Below are 15,178 nucleotides of genomic sequence, written 5' to 3' on the forward strand. Positions count from 1 at the left end.
CCCACGTGTTACTCACCCGTCCGCCGCTAACATCAGGGAGCAAGCTCCCATCTGTCCGCTCGACTTGCATGTATTAGGCACGCCGCCAGCGTTCGTCCTGAGCCAGGATCAAACTCTCCGATAAAGTAGTTTGACTGACTACGCACATCGCTGTGCGATTTTATAAAACATGAATTAACAGGTACGTTTTGTCTTGTTTAGTTTTCAAAGATCATTACTCCCGCTTAACGAAGCAGCTTTATTACTATAACATTTAGCTTCTTTTAAGTCAACAACTTTTTTCAAACTATTTAATGAAGCTTTTAGTTGACGTCGGCTGTTTATCAGCGACGAATAATAATATATCACGGATATTATCAATAGGTCAATACCTAATTTAAGCTGAATGTAAAGCGACATTTTATCGGTTATATTCAATTGGCCATGCTCATAAAATGTAAAAACAAGAATGATGAACAAGATAAGGAGGACTCATCAGTGAATCACTTCTATGTGTGGCACATTAAACGAGTGAAACAATTTATTATTATACTTATCGCCGCATTTGCAGCAGCCAGCTTTTTTTACATTCAAAGAGCTGTCCCGCTTCCCGTCTTTTCAACTGACACCGGACCTAAAGCCATTTATAAAGGAGAAACAGATTCAAAAGACATCGCACTTACGTTTGATATCAGCTGGGGGGATGAGAAAGCAGAACCCATTCTTGACACCTTGAAAGCGAACGGGATTAAAAATGCGACATTTTTCCTTTCCGCTTCTTGGGCCGAACGCCACCCTGACACAGTGGCACGTATAGTGAAGGATGGCCATCAAATTGGGAGCATGGGGTACGCCTATAAAAACTATGCCAATTTAGAAAGCAGCGAAATAAAAAAAGACATTAACCGTGCACAAACTGCCTTTGAAAAGTTAGGGATCAAAAACATACAGCTATTAAGACCCCCTACCGGACAATTCAATAAGAATGTTCTAACGGTCGCAAAGCAATACAATTATACAGTTGTTCATTACAGTGTGAACTCTCAAGATTGGACAAATCCCGGGGTTGATAAAATCATCGATAATGTGAGCAAGCAAGTTTCCGGAGGAGACATTATTCTTTTACACGCCTCCGACTCGGCAAAACAAACAGAAGAAGCGTTGCCCGATATCATCCAACATCTTAAAGAAAAAGGATTAAAAAATGTAACCGTAGGTGATCTCATCGCAAATTCAGATGCCAAATCCGCAGAGGTAAAGTAATTACTTTGCTGCAAACTTCGGCAGCATCAGCAATTGGAAAGCATTACACGCCATTAACGGGAAAAGCATTAAATAAAGCCAGTCCTCATCATTTACTCTTAGCGCAGGGAACCATTCTAATGCGGTAATCACAACCATTAAAAACAACGATGACACAAACGTTTTCTTAGAGGACTGCTTTTGCTTTATATAAGCTGTAATCACTCCAAATATCAATAAAAACACCGGTAACCACGCATAGCCAGCCAGCGACTCTCCGCTCTCTCCAAAAAATAAAAAACGCACGTACATTAAATCAAAAGCAACAAACAGGATGAAAAACAGCTGAAGCAAATTCCACAAAGACGAGGACCTTAATATCTCAAGCGCAAACCGGTGAACTGTTAAAAACACGAAAAAACCCATTTGGCTGATCACACTGAAAATCATGCCTACACCGATAAACCAAAATAAAACAGAGAAAATCTGTCCCGCTTCAAAAGCAAGAAACAGTCCCCTATATTCTCCCCATTTTAAAGCAAAACCCACAATACTCGTGATAACCGCTCCGACAGCTAAAATAGAAAAGAAAAAACGAACCAAACCACGGCTTTTCATTTCTTTATTCATCCCCTCAAAAATCGCAAACCGCGATATTTTGTTATGTATAATTCCAAACAGATGAATCATATTAAAAGTAAGACAAGTATGTGAAAGGAGCTTAAGCATGTCAAAAGCCAAAATGCTATTGATGAGCTGTTTTTTGTTATTATCTGTAACAGCTTGCGCTCCAAAAGACCAAGCAGCGGATATGGACTATGATCAGACCAAAAAAATGGTTGTTGATATATTAAAAACTGATGATGGAAAGAAAGCAATTAAGGAATTATTAAACGATGATGCGATGAATGAAGCGCTGGTGATTGACCAAGATGCGATTAAAGGAACAATAGAAAAAACACTTACCTCTAAAAAAGGTGAAGAATTCTGGAAAAACATTTTTGAAGACACTGATTTTGCTCAAGGCTTTGCCAAAACTCTTCAGACAGAGCATGAAAAAGTGATTAAAAAACTGATGAAGGATCCGGATTACCAGAAGATGCTGATGGGCGTTATGCAGGATCCGGGCATGAATAAAAAGTACAGCGAACTGGCAAAAAGCCAAGAATTCCGCAGTTATTTAGAAGAGGTTATTAACGAAACACTTTCTAGTCCGCTTTACAAAAAACAGTTCGAAGATGAGCTAAAAAAAGCAGCAAAAGACACTGCCAAAGAAAGTGAATAAAGGGAAAGCCGGGATCTAGAATCCCGGTTCACCTTTTTTATACTTGCACTGACATTTTTGCAACTATTTTTTTTGCAATGTCCTGATAAATTTCTCCAATAGGATGATTTTCATCATAAACAGACGGCGCAAATTGGTCCTGATCCCAATCAGGCTGTTTCAACGGGATTCTGCCGAGCAAAGGCACGTTTAGTTCCTCAGCTAGTTTATCTCCCCCGCCTTTTCCAAAGACATATTCTCTTTCCCCTGTCTTTGCACTTTCATAATAAGCCATGTTTTCTATGACACCAACGACCTCATGATCGGTTTTAATTGCCATAGAACCCGCTCTCGCTGCGACAAAAGCAGCTGTTGGATGCGGTGTCGATACTATGATTTCTTTACAGCTCGGAAGCATAGTATGTACATCGAGAGCAACGTCCCCCGTCCCAGGCGGAAGATCAAGAACGATATAGTCTACTTCTCCCCACTCTACTTCGTGGAAAAAGTTGTTTAGCATTTTGCCAAGCATTGGCCCCCTCCATACGACCGGAGCATTTTCTTCTACGAAGAAGCCCATTGACATCACCTTTACCCCAAAGCGTTCAACAGGAAGCAGTTTCTCTCCTTCAACAGTAGGACGCACAGTGATACCCATCATATCCGGCACACTGAAGCCATAAATATCCGCATCAATTAAACCGACCTTTTTCCCAAGACGAGCCAGAGAAATAGCAAGGTTTACTGACACAGTTGATTTGCCTACGCCGCCTTTTCCGCTTGCTACAGCAAGAAAGACTGGTGGGTTATCCATATTTAACAATGTTTTTTTCTCAGCTGACGGCGCCCGGAATTTTGCAACCGTTTCTTCAGGCAGCTCTTCAAATCGAAGGCCGACCGTCTCAGCGCCTGCCCCTTTTAAGACGTTTACGATCTCTTGCTGAATCTGCATTTGTTCTGCAGTTCCGGTTTTGGCAAGAGCGACTTTTACACTGACATGCTGTTTTTCAGGCTTTATTTTAATTTCCTTAACGGCATCCAATTCTCCCAGAGGTCTTTGAAGAAAAGGTTCGCGCATTTCACCGACTAGTTTTCTTACTTCATCTTCTCTTATCATCGAACCTCACCCTTTTGTGTATTCGTTTACAAGCATTATTATATCATACATAAATGGCGGGTGTCTTATGCTTAGAACCATAAGAAAACCCTCCTTTACTCCGGAGGGTCTCCTTTTTCTGTGAAATATCTCAAAATGCCTTTATATATGGAAGATGCCACCTTGTCCTGATATTTCGACTTCCCGAGCAGCCTTGCTTCATTTGGATTGGATAGAAATCCAACTTCTACAAGCGCCCCCGGTTTGGTGACGTTTTGCATTAAGTAGATACCATGAATCCGCTTTGCTTTCCGGGTTGTGTTTTCCAAGTTTCTTCTCAACTCATCCTGAATGTATTTCGCGACTTTCTCATTTTCCGCATATTTTCCGAAATAAAAGCTTTGGGCTCCGCTCCATTTTTGCGACGGAATCGCATTGAGATGAATGCTGATATAGAGTTCAGCCTCTGAATGGTTTATTAATTTAACTCGCTGCCTTAAGTCTTCTGCTTTTCGTCTGCTGTAGCCCTTCGTTCCTTCTGGAGCGAGATCGGTATCACTTTCTCTGGTCATGATGACAAGCGCTCCTTGTTCCTGAAGGTAATCCCTGACTCTAAAGGCCACTTCCAGGGTTACATCCTTCTCTAACAGCTTTCCGCCGACTGCTCCGCCGTCAGGCCCGCCATGACCTGGATCCAGATAAATAATTTTCCCGCTCAAGGGCAGACTCCATGGCTTCCAAGAATCGTTATTGCTGAACTGATACTTGAATAGAAATAGTAATACGATAAAGCCTAGCAAAAAAACAAGCCATTTAAGCTTTTTCCTCATCCCTTCCCCTCCCGCTTGTCCGTTACTACATAACTATGGGACAGGGCCGGGAAATATGATTAACGCATGCGAAGCTTACACTGTTTTTCTCTTTGGACAAACCCCTCTGTCCACCAGTCTTTAATGAACTTGCGTGCTGCTTCATAAACCGTATTTTTATCAAATGTTGTGTATTGCTCGTGTGTCCAATTATAGAGATAATCAAAAAACTCCATACGAAGCTCTTCTTCTTCTCTTGCAGAGCGGGCACTGATGCTCTGCATGGATTCTCCGTAATAGCCGAATATCCCAAAACGCCCGCCTAACAAATAAGCTTCTATCGCAAAATCAATACAGCCTTCGGTAATAATATCTCTTTCATCATGAAAAAATGGAAATAATGGTTCCAAACAGTCCTTAACAGACTGGATAATTTGTCTCAGAGAGAGTTCTTTGAGCAAGTTCTTTTCTAATTCAAAATCCTTTTGGCGTTTCACATCCATAAAAGACAGTACTTCTGCCATACAAATTCACTCTCCTTTTACCGGTTATTTTGAGGATTGGATAGTGAAACAATGCCCGAATTCGATTGGAAATTCGCCCAAATGAAGGTGCCGAATCGATAAAAAGAAGAGGATGTAGCAGCTTTCCACGAGGTCGGAACAAATGTTCTGTTAGTGATTATTAAAAAAACAGCCCCTTTAATAGGTCGCTGCTTTTCATACTTTCACGCTTCTTGTTGCAGAATATGTATGAATATATTGGTCCAATACAAACCCGCCTTTATCTTCGTAAAATCCAGTGACGATAAAACCGGCATCAATCTGGCCCTTGATTTGGTCTTCTAAGGAATGGCCGAATTCCAGAGCCTCATTTTTTTCAATCAGTTTTTTCACTTTATGCTTTGGAAGATCTTCTGAGTCGGCATATGGAATGGAGTGTTTTACTTTTAAAATCCCTTGCTGTTCTAATTCTACATCAAACAGAAATACGACTGGATTTACAAAGCCTGAGATTAGAACACCGTTTCTTTTCAGCACACGGTGCGCTTCCTTCCAGACTGGGAGGACGTTCTCAACAAAAACATTGGCAACAGGATGTACAATGACATCAAATGATTCATCCTTAAATTGACTGAGGTCGTCCATGCTTCCTTTGACAGTATGTATCTTGAGATCATCGCGCTCAGCAACCATTCTATCCTGATCCAGCTGTTTTTCCGAGTTATCTAATACAGTGACATCCGCTCCTGCAGCTGCCAAAATCGGGCCTTGCTGGCCGCCACCTGATGCTAAACAGAGTACTTTCAGCCCGTTGACAGGGGGAAACCAATCCCTCGGTACATCTTTCATTGGTGTTACCCTTATATCCCAATTGCCTGTTTTCGCTTGTTCGATGACATGCTGCTCAACAGCAACAGTCCATTCATTGCCTGTTTCTACTTTTTGATCCCAGGCTTTGCTATTATGGTCTACTAACGCATTCATGAATCGTTCTCCTTACTTTAATGTATAGAGTATAACAAATATTTCTAGATTGTTATCGCTTTCCCTTTGTATATTTAGAAAAAAGTTCATAAAAACGCAAAAAAATCACAAAGGAGATATGTGATTTACGTCATCAGATTTACACTTATTTCGTCAAATGGTGTCATTAGCAAAGAGCTAGTGTTCCTCCGGGCTATGATACAGTTGAAGAATCAGCAGGGAGATTTAACAGGTTGAGACCAGTGGTTAGAATGAGCTGGACTGACGACATAACCATTAAGAACTTTGACCAGATTCCAAACGTAGTAATGACATGAAAGCTATCATGATTATTACAGTGAGACCGTTTATAAGCAAGCATTTTGCTTAGTCCGTCAAGCGTTCATTTAGTTATCTTACTGTATGCGGAGGTATGAGCATTTTATTAAAATAAAAAAGCTCCCAACACAAGGTCGAGAGCTTTGAAAACGTAAAATTAACGTTTTGAGAACTGAGGTGCACGACGAGCGCCTTTAAGACCGTATTTTTTACGTTCTTTCATACGAGCGTCACGAGTCAGAAGACCTGCACGTTTAAGAGTTGTACGGTATTCTGGATCTGCTTCAAGCAAAGCACGAGCGATACCGTGACGGATTGCTCCAGCTTGACCAGATAAGCCGCCTCCATGTACGTTTACTAAAACATCATAAGTACCAGCTGTTTCAGTCAAAGTTAATGGTTGTTTGATATCTTCGATTAGAGCTGCAGATGGGATGTGTTCGCTGATTTCACGATTATTAACGACGATACGACCTTCTCCTGGAACTAAACGCACACGCGCTACAGAGCTTTTACGACGGCCAGTACCGTAATATTGAACCTGTGCCAAATTGGTAACCTCCTTTTTAATTAACCGCGAAGTTCGTAAACTTCAGGTTTTTGTGCTTCGTGTGGATGCTCAGAACCACGGTATACGTTCAATTTTTTGAACATTTGACGACCTAGAGAACCTTTTGGAAGCATGCCTTTGATAGCAAGCTCAAGCATTTTCTCAGGGTAGTTTGTACGCATTTCAAGAGCAGTTCTTGATTTTAATCCGCCTGGATGTTGAGTGTGACGGTAGTAGATTTTGTCAGTTAACTTTTTACCAGTTAACTCGATTTTTTCAGCGTTGATGATGATCACATGATCTCCAGTATCAACGTGTGGTGTGTAAGTTGGTTTGTGTTTTCCGCGAAGGATAGCTGCAACTTCTGAAGAAAGACGACCTAAAGTCTTGCCAGCAGCATCAACAACTAACCACTTGCGTTCAATAGTACTTGCGTTAGCCATAGGTGTTGTACGCATTGAATTTCCCTCCTAAATGATCTGTCATTTTCAATAAACTTCGATTACGTTCTATTTCACAACACAATAAGTTCCGGGGCTTATCGTGGGGTTGAAATACATACCATATGATATCTTATAACTTTATGCAGACTCTGTCAAGAAAATATTATACACCTGGTTTAGTTGTCATAGTAAACGTTCCATAAATATAGCCCATGCCCCGGTGCTGTACGCCCTGCCGCTTCGCGATCCTTCGCTGCCAGCATGGATTTCACATCATCGGGAGAAATTTTTCCAATACCTGCATCAAGCAAAGTACCCGCAATAATTCTGACCATATTATATAAGAAACCGCTGCCTGTGATCCGCATTTGCAGGCCGTCATCCGTCTCAGTCCAATCAAGTTCGTAAATCGTTCTTACCTTGTCCTGCACTTCTGTTTTAACCGCGCAAAAGCTCGTAAAATCATGTGTCCCTATAAGATGCTTTGCCGCTTCTCTCATGTTCTGCACATTAAGGTGATATGAAAAATGGTAAGCGTAATGCCGTTTAAATACGTCCGGGTGTTTCTCCGTGTATACAAAATAGCGATATTCTTTTTTGACTGCGCTAAATCGTGCATGGAACCCATCATCCGCAATTTCTGCCTGTTTGACTGCGATATCGTCCGGAAGCAGTGCATTTAAAGCATACGGCCATCTCTCCGCCGGGATAGACAGCGGAGTGTCAAAATGAATCACCTGTCCGGCTGCGTGAACCCCGCTATCTGTTCTTCCTGACGAAACGACCGGAATTCTGTCTTTCGACTTATGCAGGACAGCCAAAGCCTTCTCAAGTTCATTCTGAACCGTTCTTTTTCCCGGCTGTACCTGATATCCATTAAACAAATGTCCGTCATAAGAAATCGTGCATTTCAGTCTCATACAGCACCTCTATGTCCTTAAGAAAAATAACAAAGCAGCCAAAATCATCAAGCTCACAATGACAGAAGTGTCTTTTCCTGTCCATACAAGCTTTCTGTATTTCGTACGTCCCTCTCCGCCTTGATATCCCCTGGCTTCCATTGCCACAGCAAGCTCTTCGGCGCGTTTGAATGCACTGACGAAGAGAGGGACAAGAAGCGGGACAATAGCCTTCACTCTGTCTTTGACAGGTCCGCTTGTAAAATCAACGCCTCGCGCCATCTGAGCCTTCATGATCTTATCTGTCTCCTCCATCAAGGTCGGAATAAACCGCAAAGAAATTGACATCATAAGAGCAAGCTCGTGAACAGGAAGCTTTATTTTTTTCAATGGATTCAGCAGCTGCTCCATTCCATCGGTAATCTCAATCGGTGTTGTCGTCAGCGTTAATAAGGTTGTAATTAAAATCAAATAGACGAATCTAAGAGAAATGAATATCCCTTGGACCAAACCGCCCTCATAGACTTTGAAAACACCTAATTGAAAAATAACCGGTCCTTCATGTGTCATTAAAATGTGAAGAAGGAACGTAAAGAGGACAATCCAGATGATTGGCTTTAGCCCTTTCATTAAAAAAGAGAAAGGAACTCTTGTTAAAGAAACGACGCCTACAGTAAAAAATCCAAGAAGCGCATATGTCTGTACATTATTGGCTAGAAATACGATGCAGACAAATAAAAAGATCGTAATGAGTTTTGTTCTGGGATCAAGCCGATGTACAAGTGAAGAGCCTGGTACATACTTGCCGATAATCATGCTGTCCATCATAAGGTCTTCTCCCCCTGAAAAAGAGCACGGATTTCAGCAGCGGCATCTTCAATTGTGAGCATAGGCTCTTTAAATCTGACGCCAAGTGCAGCTTCCAGCTGTCTTTGAAATTTTATCGTTTCCGGAAGATCCAGCCCCCATCCAGCCATCTCTTCACCTTTTAAAAACAAATCACGCGGACTGCCTGATGCTTGTATCGTTCCTTTATGCATAACGATCATTTCATCAGCGTATGCAGCCGCATCCTCCATGCTGTGTGTCACAAGGATCGTCGTCAGGTTTCCCCGTTGATGAAGCTCATAAAACATGTCCATAATCTCTTTTCGCCCTCTTGGGTCCAATCCTGCAGTCGGTTCATCAAGAACAAGCACTTCAGGGTCCATTGCAAGTACGCCGGCAATTGCAACTCTGCGCATTTGCCCCCCGCTTAATTCAAAAGGCGACCTGTCCAAAAGCTCTTCTGATAAACCTACAAGCTTCAGCATCTCTCTCGCTTTTTGTTCAGCATCTTCTTTTTTCACACCAAAGTTCATCGGTCCGAATGAAATATCTTTGAGAACTGTCTCTTCGAATAATTGATGCTCAGGAAATTGGAAAACGATTCCGACTTTTTTACGAAGGGTTTTCAGCTCTTTATTCTTTTTCCCTGCCTGAATGACTGTGCTGCCTAGTGATATCTGTCCCTTCGTCGGCTTCAGAAGACCATTCAGGTGCTGAAGAAGAGTGGACTTGCCAGAGCCTGTATGCCCAATAACGGCTACGTAGCTGCCTTCTTTAATCGATGCATTGATATCATACAGTGCAAGGCGCTCAAACGGCGTCTTCATCTGATAACGATGTTCTACATCTTTGATTGTAATGTCCATAGCTCTTTCACCAGCCCTTCCTGAGTCAAATGATTTTCTTCCAAAGCCAGTCCATTTTCTCTTAAAAGCTGGCTAAGCTGGAATGAGAAGGGTAAATCAAGCCCAATTCGAACAAGTTCTTTATTCAATTTAAAAATCTCTTCAGGCAGCCCTTCGGCATATTTCTTACCGCCATTCATCACAATGATCCTGTCTGCTTTTGCTGCCTCATTCAGATCATGTGTGATGGAAATGACAGTCGCCATGCCTTGCTCCTTTAAATGTCTTACCGTTTCAAGCACTTCTTCTCGCCCAATCGGGTCAAGCATGGATGTTGCTTCATCTAAGATAATAATATCAGGACGTGCGGCAATAACACCCGCAATCGCAACTCTCTGCTTTTGGCCTCCGGAGAGATGGTGCGGCTCTTGATCGAGAAAATCTTGCATGTTCACCTGTTTTACTGCCCAGTCTACTCTCTCAATCATTTCTTCCCGCGGTACACCATTGTTTTCTAAACCAAAAGCCACATCATCGCGAACAGTCGTTCCGACAAATTGGTTATCCGGATTTTGAAAGACCATACCTATCTTTTTACGCACTTCCCAAACCGATTCCTCTGTCAATTGAATCCCGGCAACCTCGATGTCGCCTGATTCAGGAAGGATTAAACCATTCAATGCCCGGGCCAGTGTTGATTTCCCTGAACCGTTATGACCTACAATTGCAAGCCATTCACCCTCATACACCTGCAGGGAGACGCCGTCTAGTGCTCGTCTTTCTGCGTCTTTCCGATATCGAAAAACGATATCCTCTACCGATATCAACTGATTTTGATTCATGGAAAACCGGCCTCCTCTCAGCTAATGCTCTGCTTTTCTCTCTATATAAAAAGTTGCAGTATCTAAAAAAAGGGCATAGATCCAGTTAGAAACTGTCCCGCCCTTCTTTAGATACACAAAAATATGTGATTAAACCAATTCGATAATTGCCATTGGTGCTCCGTCACCACGGCGAGGACCAAGCTTCATAATACGTGTGTATCCACCTTGGCGCTCCTCGTAACGAGTTGCAATGTCAGAGAATAATTTTTGAAGTGCATCTTGGTTATTTTCTTCGTTAGCAACCTCGTTGCGGATGTATGCAGCAGCTTGACGGCGAGCGTGAAGATCACCGCGTTTGCCAAGCGTGATCATTTTTTCAACTACAGAGCGAAGTTCTTTCGCACGTGTTTCAGTTGTTTCGATTCTTTCGTTGATGATCAAATCAGTTGTAAGATCACGAAGCATAGCTTTACGCTGTGCACTCGTACGTCCTAGTTTTCTGTATGACATGTGATGTCCCCTCCTTTATTGAAATGCTGTTTCTGAATAATAAACACACGAAAATCCTAGTTCACAAGGGAAACTAGTCAATCGTCTTTGCGAAGTCCGAGTCCAAGTTCTTCTAGTTTCGCTTTCACTTCTTCAAGTGATTTGCGTCCTAGATTACGAACTTTCATCATATCTTCTTCCGTCTTGTTCGCAAGCTCTTGAACCGTGTTAATACCCGCACGCTTTAAGCAGTTGTAAGAGCGAACAGAAAGATCCAATTCTTCAATTGTCATTTCAAGAACTTTCTCTTTTTGATCTTCTTCTTTTTCAACCATGATTTCAGCATGCTGAGCTTCGTCAGTTAAACCAACGAATATATTAAGGTGTTCAGTTAAAATCTTTGAACCAAGCGCAATGGCTTCTTTCGGTCCAGTGCTTCCATCAGTCCAAACATCAAGTGTAAGTTTATCATAGTTTGCAACTTGGCCTACACGAGTGTTCTCTACCTGATAAGATACACGAGAAACTGGCGTATAGATAGAATCGATCGGAATCACGCCGATTGGCTGATCGTCTCTCTTGTTTGCGTCAGCAGGCGTATACCCACGTCCTCTTTGAGCAGTAAGGCGAACTCGGAAACTCGCATTCTCACCAAGAGTCGCGATATGAAGATCAGGATTTAAGATCTCTACATCACTATCGTGTGTAATATCAGCTGCCGTTACAGTTCCTTCACCCTGTACATCAATTTCTAGCGTCTTCTCTTCATCAGAGTAGATTTTCAATGCAAGCTTTTTAATGTGTAAGATAATCGTTGTAACATCTTCCACAACGCCTTCAATTGTCGAGAATTCGTGCAGTACACCATCTATCTGGATTGATGTTACAGCGGCACCAGGGAGTGAGGATAAGAGGATACGACGTAAGGAGTTACCCAGAGTTGTACCATATCCACGCTCAAGTGGCTCTACGACAAACTTACCAAATTTGGCATCGTCGCTGATTTCAACCGTTTCGATTTTTGGTTTTTCAATCTCGATCATTACTTAAAACCCTCCTTCAAAACGTCGAAACCTCGAATAGAATCATATGAGATTCCATCCGAAATTCCCCATTGTTTAGTCCCGTATGTGCTCAGGCAACGAGTCGGTGCATTCGTTTCATAAATAACTGTATCATAACCCATTATTGACAGGGACACAAAATCTATACAAACAAATTACACGCGGCGACGTTTTGGTGGACGGCATCCGTTATGAGGAACAGGAGTTACGTCTCTGATAGCAGTGACTTCTAGTCCAGCAGCTTGAAGCGCACGGATTGCAGCTTCACGACCTGAACCAGGGCCTTTAACAGTAACCTCAAGAGTTTTAAGACCATGTTCGATTGAACCTTTAGCAGCTGTTTCTGCAGCCATTTGCGCAGCAAAAGGAGTAGATTTACGAGAACCTCTGAATCCTAAAGCTCCGGCACTTGACCAAGAAATAGCATTACCATGAGTGTCAGTGATCGTAACGATCGTGTTATTGAAAGTTGAACGAATATGAGCAATTCCAGACTCAATATTCTTTTTCACGCGACGTTTACGCGTGTTAGATTTACGAGCAGCAGCCATTGTTTAAGAACCTCCCTTACTTATTTTTTCTTGTTAGCTACAGTACGACGCGGACCTTTACGAGTACGCGCATTGTTTTTAGAGTTTTGTCCGCGAACAGGTAATCCTCTGCGATGACGGATTCCGCGGTAGCTTCCGATTTCAATCAGACGTTTGATATTAAGAGAAACTTCACGTCGAAGGTCACCTTCTACTTTCAGTTTGTCAATAATATCACGGATTTTACCAAGTTCTTCTTCAGTAAGATCGCGCACACGAGTATCTTCTGAAACTCCAGCTTCTTTTAAAACTTGCTGAGCCGTTGTGCGGCCAATTCCGAAGATGTATGTTAAAGAAATAACAACACGTTTGTCACGTGGGATATCTACACCAGCAATACGAGCCATTCTCTGGGCACCTCCTTATAAATTATCCTTGTTTTTGTTTATGCTTTGGATTTTCACAGATCACCATTACTTTTCCTTTTCTGCGAATAACTTTACATTTTTCGCAGATTGGTTTAACTGATGGTCTCACTTTCATGTGTTTCCAACCTCCTTCAGTTTCCGGAGTGCTTTATTTGTAACGGTACGTAATCCTGCCACGAGTTAAGTCATATGGAGATAATTCTACCGTAACTTTGTCTCCAGGTAAAATGCGAATGAAGTGCATGCGGATTTTACCAGATACATGAGCCAAAACAGTGTGGCCATTTTCAAGTTCAACTTTGAACATCGCGTTTGGCAGTGTTTCGACTATAGTACCTTCCACTTCAATTACATCGTCTTTCGCCATTCAAGTGTTCTCCCTTCTTCAAATCAGTAACTTGCTTTCTGACAAATTTCAAAAGAAGTTTGTCACACGCCCTGTTTCGTTTATACTGTTCTGAACTTCCGGAGATACGCAATCATAAAGGGTTAAATGATTGATATTCTTTTTCTTAGGAGAATGTAATGTACGCTTTTCTCCGTCTGCTGTTAGTACATTGATGATGGTCAACAACCCCAATGACAACGACAAGATGAATTCGGTCCTGCCAATGTTCATCCAAACTTTCTGCCCTATCAAGCCGGAAAAACATCTGTCTTCGGAATTATTTCATCACCTAGACTCTCGTCAGTATATCAAAACCCGTTTCCGTAATCGCAATCGTATGTTCAAAATGAGCACACTTTTTCCCATCTACCGTTACAACCGTCCAGTTATCAGCCAATGTTTTCACGTAGCGGCTGCCAGCGTTCACCATAGGTTCAATAGCGAGAACCATGCCAGGTTTGAGCCGTGGTCCTTTGTTGGGCGGACCGTAATGAGGAATTTGCGGGTCCTCATGCAAGTCTTGACCAACACCATGTCCGACATACTCCCTAACAACTGAAAACTGCTCATTTTCGACATACGTTTGTATTGCGTGGGAAATATTCGACAAACGTTCACCTGGTTTTGCTTCCTGCAAGCCTTTATATAAAGACTCCTCTGTCACTTCCAGAAGTTTTTTGTCATCATCGCTGATGTTTCCTACCGGATATGTCCATGCAGAGTCACCATGATAACCATTTAATTTAGCACCGATATCAATACTGATGATGTCACCATCCTTCAGCACCCTGCTGCCAGGAATGCCGTGAACGAGTTCTTCATTAACTGATACGCAAATGCTCCCGCGAAACCCATTATACCCCTTAAAAGATGGGATTGCACCCTGCTTCTTAATAAAACGTTCGGCAATTTGATCCAATTCTTTTGTCGAGATTCCTGGTTTAATGTGCTTTTTTAACTCTTCATGAGTTAAAGCCACGATTCGCCCTGCTTCCCGCATGATACCAAGTTCACGTGGGGTTTTACAGATAATCATTTTTTTAATCCTCCAAGAAGATCCTTCACATCTGCATAAACGTCTTGAATGTCCTGTTGGCCATTCACGTTTGCAAGATAACCTTTCTCAGAATAGAAATCGAGTAAAGGCTGAGTTTGCTTCATGTTTACCTCAAGCCGTTTAGAGACGGTTTCCTCATTATCATCTGCCCGTTGATAGAGTTCGCCTCCGTCTTTATCACAAACACCCGGCGTTTTCGGCGGATTAAAGACTAAATGATAGGTTGTGCCGCAAACACTGCAAATTCTGCGTCCAGTCAGACGTTCCATCAGAACATCTTTGTCGACTTCAATGTTAATGACATAATCAATCGGCTTGCCGTATTCCTCAAGAATTTCTTCAAGAGCTTCGGCTTGAGCGACTGTTCGCGGAAATCCGTCCAGAAGAAAACCTCTTTCACAATCGTCTTTGCCAAGTCTCTCTTTTACAATTCCGATTGTGACTTCATCAGGAACGAGCTCTCCCTTATCAATATAAGATTTTGCTTCGAGTCCGAGTGGTGTTTCTTCTTTCATAGCAGCACGGAACATATCTCCTGTTGAGATATGAGGAATCCCATAATCCTCAACAATTCGTTCGCCCTGTGTGCCCTTACCGGCACCAGGAAGCCCCATTAAGACTAAGTTCATTCGGATTTC

At 42.2% G+C, this 15,178-nt stretch carries 21 protein-coding genes and 1 rRNA gene; 2 read left to right on the forward strand and 20 right to left on the reverse strand.

Translation table 11 applies throughout. The features are described from left to right. Window positions 1-124 (reverse strand): 16S ribosomal RNA (locus tag AC0C66_RS20635); the annotation flags it as partial. 353 nt (window positions 125-477) lie between these two features. Here AC0C66_RS20635 and pdaB point away from each other — a divergent pair. Then, entirely contained in the window at window positions 478-1,242 is a 765-nt protein-coding gene (gene pdaB, locus AC0C66_RS20640) for a polysaccharide deacetylase family sporulation protein PdaB (RefSeq protein WP_061188099.1), read from the forward strand. On the opposite strand, the gene kbaA is transcribed toward pdaB, so the two are convergent. Continuing rightward, window positions 1,243-1,839 (reverse strand): KinB-signaling pathway activation protein, encoded by a 597-nt coding sequence (gene kbaA, locus AC0C66_RS20645; RefSeq protein ID WP_003225859.1) that lies wholly within the window; start codon window positions 1,837-1,839, stop codon window positions 1,243-1,245. Window positions 1,840-1,948: 109 nt separating this feature from the next. On the opposite strand from kbaA, the gene gerD reads away from it, so the two are divergent. After that, window positions 1,949-2,506: a spore germination lipoprotein GerD gene (gene gerD, locus AC0C66_RS20650; RefSeq protein WP_014112358.1), complete on the forward strand. Its 558-nt coding sequence runs from the start codon at window positions 1,949-1,951 to the stop codon at window positions 2,504-2,506. 37 nt (window positions 2,507-2,543) lie between these two features. Here gerD and salA read toward each other — a convergent pair whose 3' ends face one another. The 18 genes from salA to AC0C66_RS20740 form a co-directional block, all read right to left on the reverse strand. Beyond that, window positions 2,544-3,602, reverse strand: coding sequence for an iron-sulfur carrier protein/transcriptional regulator SalA (gene salA / locus AC0C66_RS20655; protein ID WP_061188098.1), 1,059 nt, complete (start codon window positions 3,600-3,602; stop codon window positions 2,544-2,546). 95 nt (window positions 3,603-3,697) lie between these two features. Continuing rightward, on the reverse strand, window positions 3,698-4,411 hold the full coding sequence (gene cwlD / locus AC0C66_RS20660; RefSeq protein ID WP_472973699.1) for an N-acetylmuramoyl-L-alanine amidase CwlD: 714 nt from the start codon (window positions 4,409-4,411) through the stop codon (window positions 3,698-3,700). A gap of 59 nt (window positions 4,412-4,470) precedes the next feature. Next, window positions 4,471-4,914, reverse strand: a complete 444-nt coding sequence (locus AC0C66_RS20665; protein WP_014112355.1) for a YbaK family protein — start codon at window positions 4,912-4,914, stop codon at window positions 4,471-4,473. Window positions 4,915-5,109: 195 nt separating this feature from the next. Beyond that, on the reverse strand, window positions 5,110-5,877 hold the full coding sequence (locus tag AC0C66_RS20670; RefSeq protein ID WP_014112354.1) for a class I SAM-dependent methyltransferase: 768 nt from the start codon (window positions 5,875-5,877) through the stop codon (window positions 5,110-5,112). 475 nt (window positions 5,878-6,352) lie between these two features. After that, complete coding sequence (rpsI, locus tag AC0C66_RS20675; RefSeq protein ID WP_004399691.1) at window positions 6,353-6,745, reverse strand: 30S ribosomal protein S9; 393 nt, start codon at window positions 6,743-6,745, stop codon at window positions 6,353-6,355. Window positions 6,746-6,765: 20 nt separating this feature from the next. Further along, complete coding sequence (rplM, locus tag AC0C66_RS20680) at window positions 6,766-7,203, reverse strand: 50S ribosomal protein L13 (RefSeq protein ID WP_003241966.1); 438 nt, start codon at window positions 7,201-7,203, stop codon at window positions 6,766-6,768. 161 nt (window positions 7,204-7,364) lie between these two features. Continuing rightward, window positions 7,365-8,108 carry a tRNA pseudouridine(38-40) synthase TruA gene (gene truA / locus AC0C66_RS20685; RefSeq protein ID WP_061188096.1) on the reverse strand — a complete coding sequence of 248 codons (744 nt, stop codon included), beginning with the start codon at window positions 8,106-8,108 and terminating at the stop codon, window positions 7,365-7,367. A gap of 9 nt (window positions 8,109-8,117) precedes the next feature. Continuing rightward, entirely contained in the window at window positions 8,118-8,915 is a 798-nt protein-coding gene (locus tag AC0C66_RS20690; protein WP_472973700.1) for an energy-coupling factor transporter transmembrane component T family protein, read from the reverse strand. Next, window positions 8,912-9,781, reverse strand: coding sequence for an energy-coupling factor ABC transporter ATP-binding protein (locus AC0C66_RS20695; protein WP_072182896.1), 870 nt, complete (start codon window positions 9,779-9,781; stop codon window positions 8,912-8,914). Before AC0C66_RS20695 ends, AC0C66_RS20690 begins: the two co-directional genes overlap by 4 nt. Further along, complete coding sequence (locus AC0C66_RS20700; protein WP_014112350.1) at window positions 9,757-10,602, reverse strand: energy-coupling factor ABC transporter ATP-binding protein; 846 nt, start codon at window positions 10,600-10,602, stop codon at window positions 9,757-9,759. The genes AC0C66_RS20695 and AC0C66_RS20700 overlap by 25 nt, the downstream gene beginning before the upstream one ends. A gap of 129 nt (window positions 10,603-10,731) precedes the next feature. Beyond that, window positions 10,732-11,094 carry a 50S ribosomal protein L17 gene (rplQ, locus tag AC0C66_RS20705; RefSeq protein ID WP_003225836.1) on the reverse strand — a complete coding sequence of 121 codons (363 nt, stop codon included), beginning with the start codon at window positions 11,092-11,094 and terminating at the stop codon, window positions 10,732-10,734. Window positions 11,095-11,171: 77 nt separating this feature from the next. Beyond that, window positions 11,172-12,116, reverse strand: a complete 945-nt coding sequence (locus tag AC0C66_RS20710) for a DNA-directed RNA polymerase subunit alpha (protein WP_003225835.1) — start codon at window positions 12,114-12,116, stop codon at window positions 11,172-11,174. A 176-nt stretch (window positions 12,117-12,292) separates the two neighbouring features. Further along, window positions 12,293-12,688, reverse strand: coding sequence for a 30S ribosomal protein S11 (gene rpsK / locus AC0C66_RS20715; RefSeq protein WP_009966385.1), 396 nt, complete (start codon window positions 12,686-12,688; stop codon window positions 12,293-12,295). Window positions 12,689-12,708: 20 nt separating this feature from the next. Then, window positions 12,709-13,074 (reverse strand): 30S ribosomal protein S13, encoded by a 366-nt coding sequence (rpsM, locus tag AC0C66_RS20720; RefSeq protein ID WP_003235095.1) that lies wholly within the window; start codon window positions 13,072-13,074, stop codon window positions 12,709-12,711. 22 nt (window positions 13,075-13,096) lie between these two features. Then, a complete protein-coding gene (gene rpmJ, locus AC0C66_RS20725; RefSeq protein WP_003156543.1) occupies window positions 13,097-13,210 on the reverse strand; it encodes a 50S ribosomal protein L36 in 114 nt (37 codons plus the stop codon). A 33-nt stretch (window positions 13,211-13,243) separates the two neighbouring features. Beyond that, window positions 13,244-13,462 carry a translation initiation factor IF-1 gene (gene infA / locus AC0C66_RS20730; protein WP_003156508.1) on the reverse strand — a complete coding sequence of 73 codons (219 nt, stop codon included), beginning with the start codon at window positions 13,460-13,462 and terminating at the stop codon, window positions 13,244-13,246. A gap of 310 nt (window positions 13,463-13,772) precedes the next feature. Further along, window positions 13,773-14,519 (reverse strand): type I methionyl aminopeptidase, encoded by a 747-nt coding sequence (gene map, locus AC0C66_RS20735; RefSeq protein WP_003225828.1) that lies wholly within the window; start codon window positions 14,517-14,519, stop codon window positions 13,773-13,775. Next, complete coding sequence (locus AC0C66_RS20740; protein ID WP_003225823.1) at window positions 14,516-15,169, reverse strand: adenylate kinase; 654 nt, start codon at window positions 15,167-15,169, stop codon at window positions 14,516-14,518. Before AC0C66_RS20740 ends, map begins: the two co-directional genes overlap by 4 nt. Window positions 15,170-15,178: the final 9 nt, after the last annotated feature.

The organism is Bacillus sp. VA13 (genome assembly GCF_055710085.1).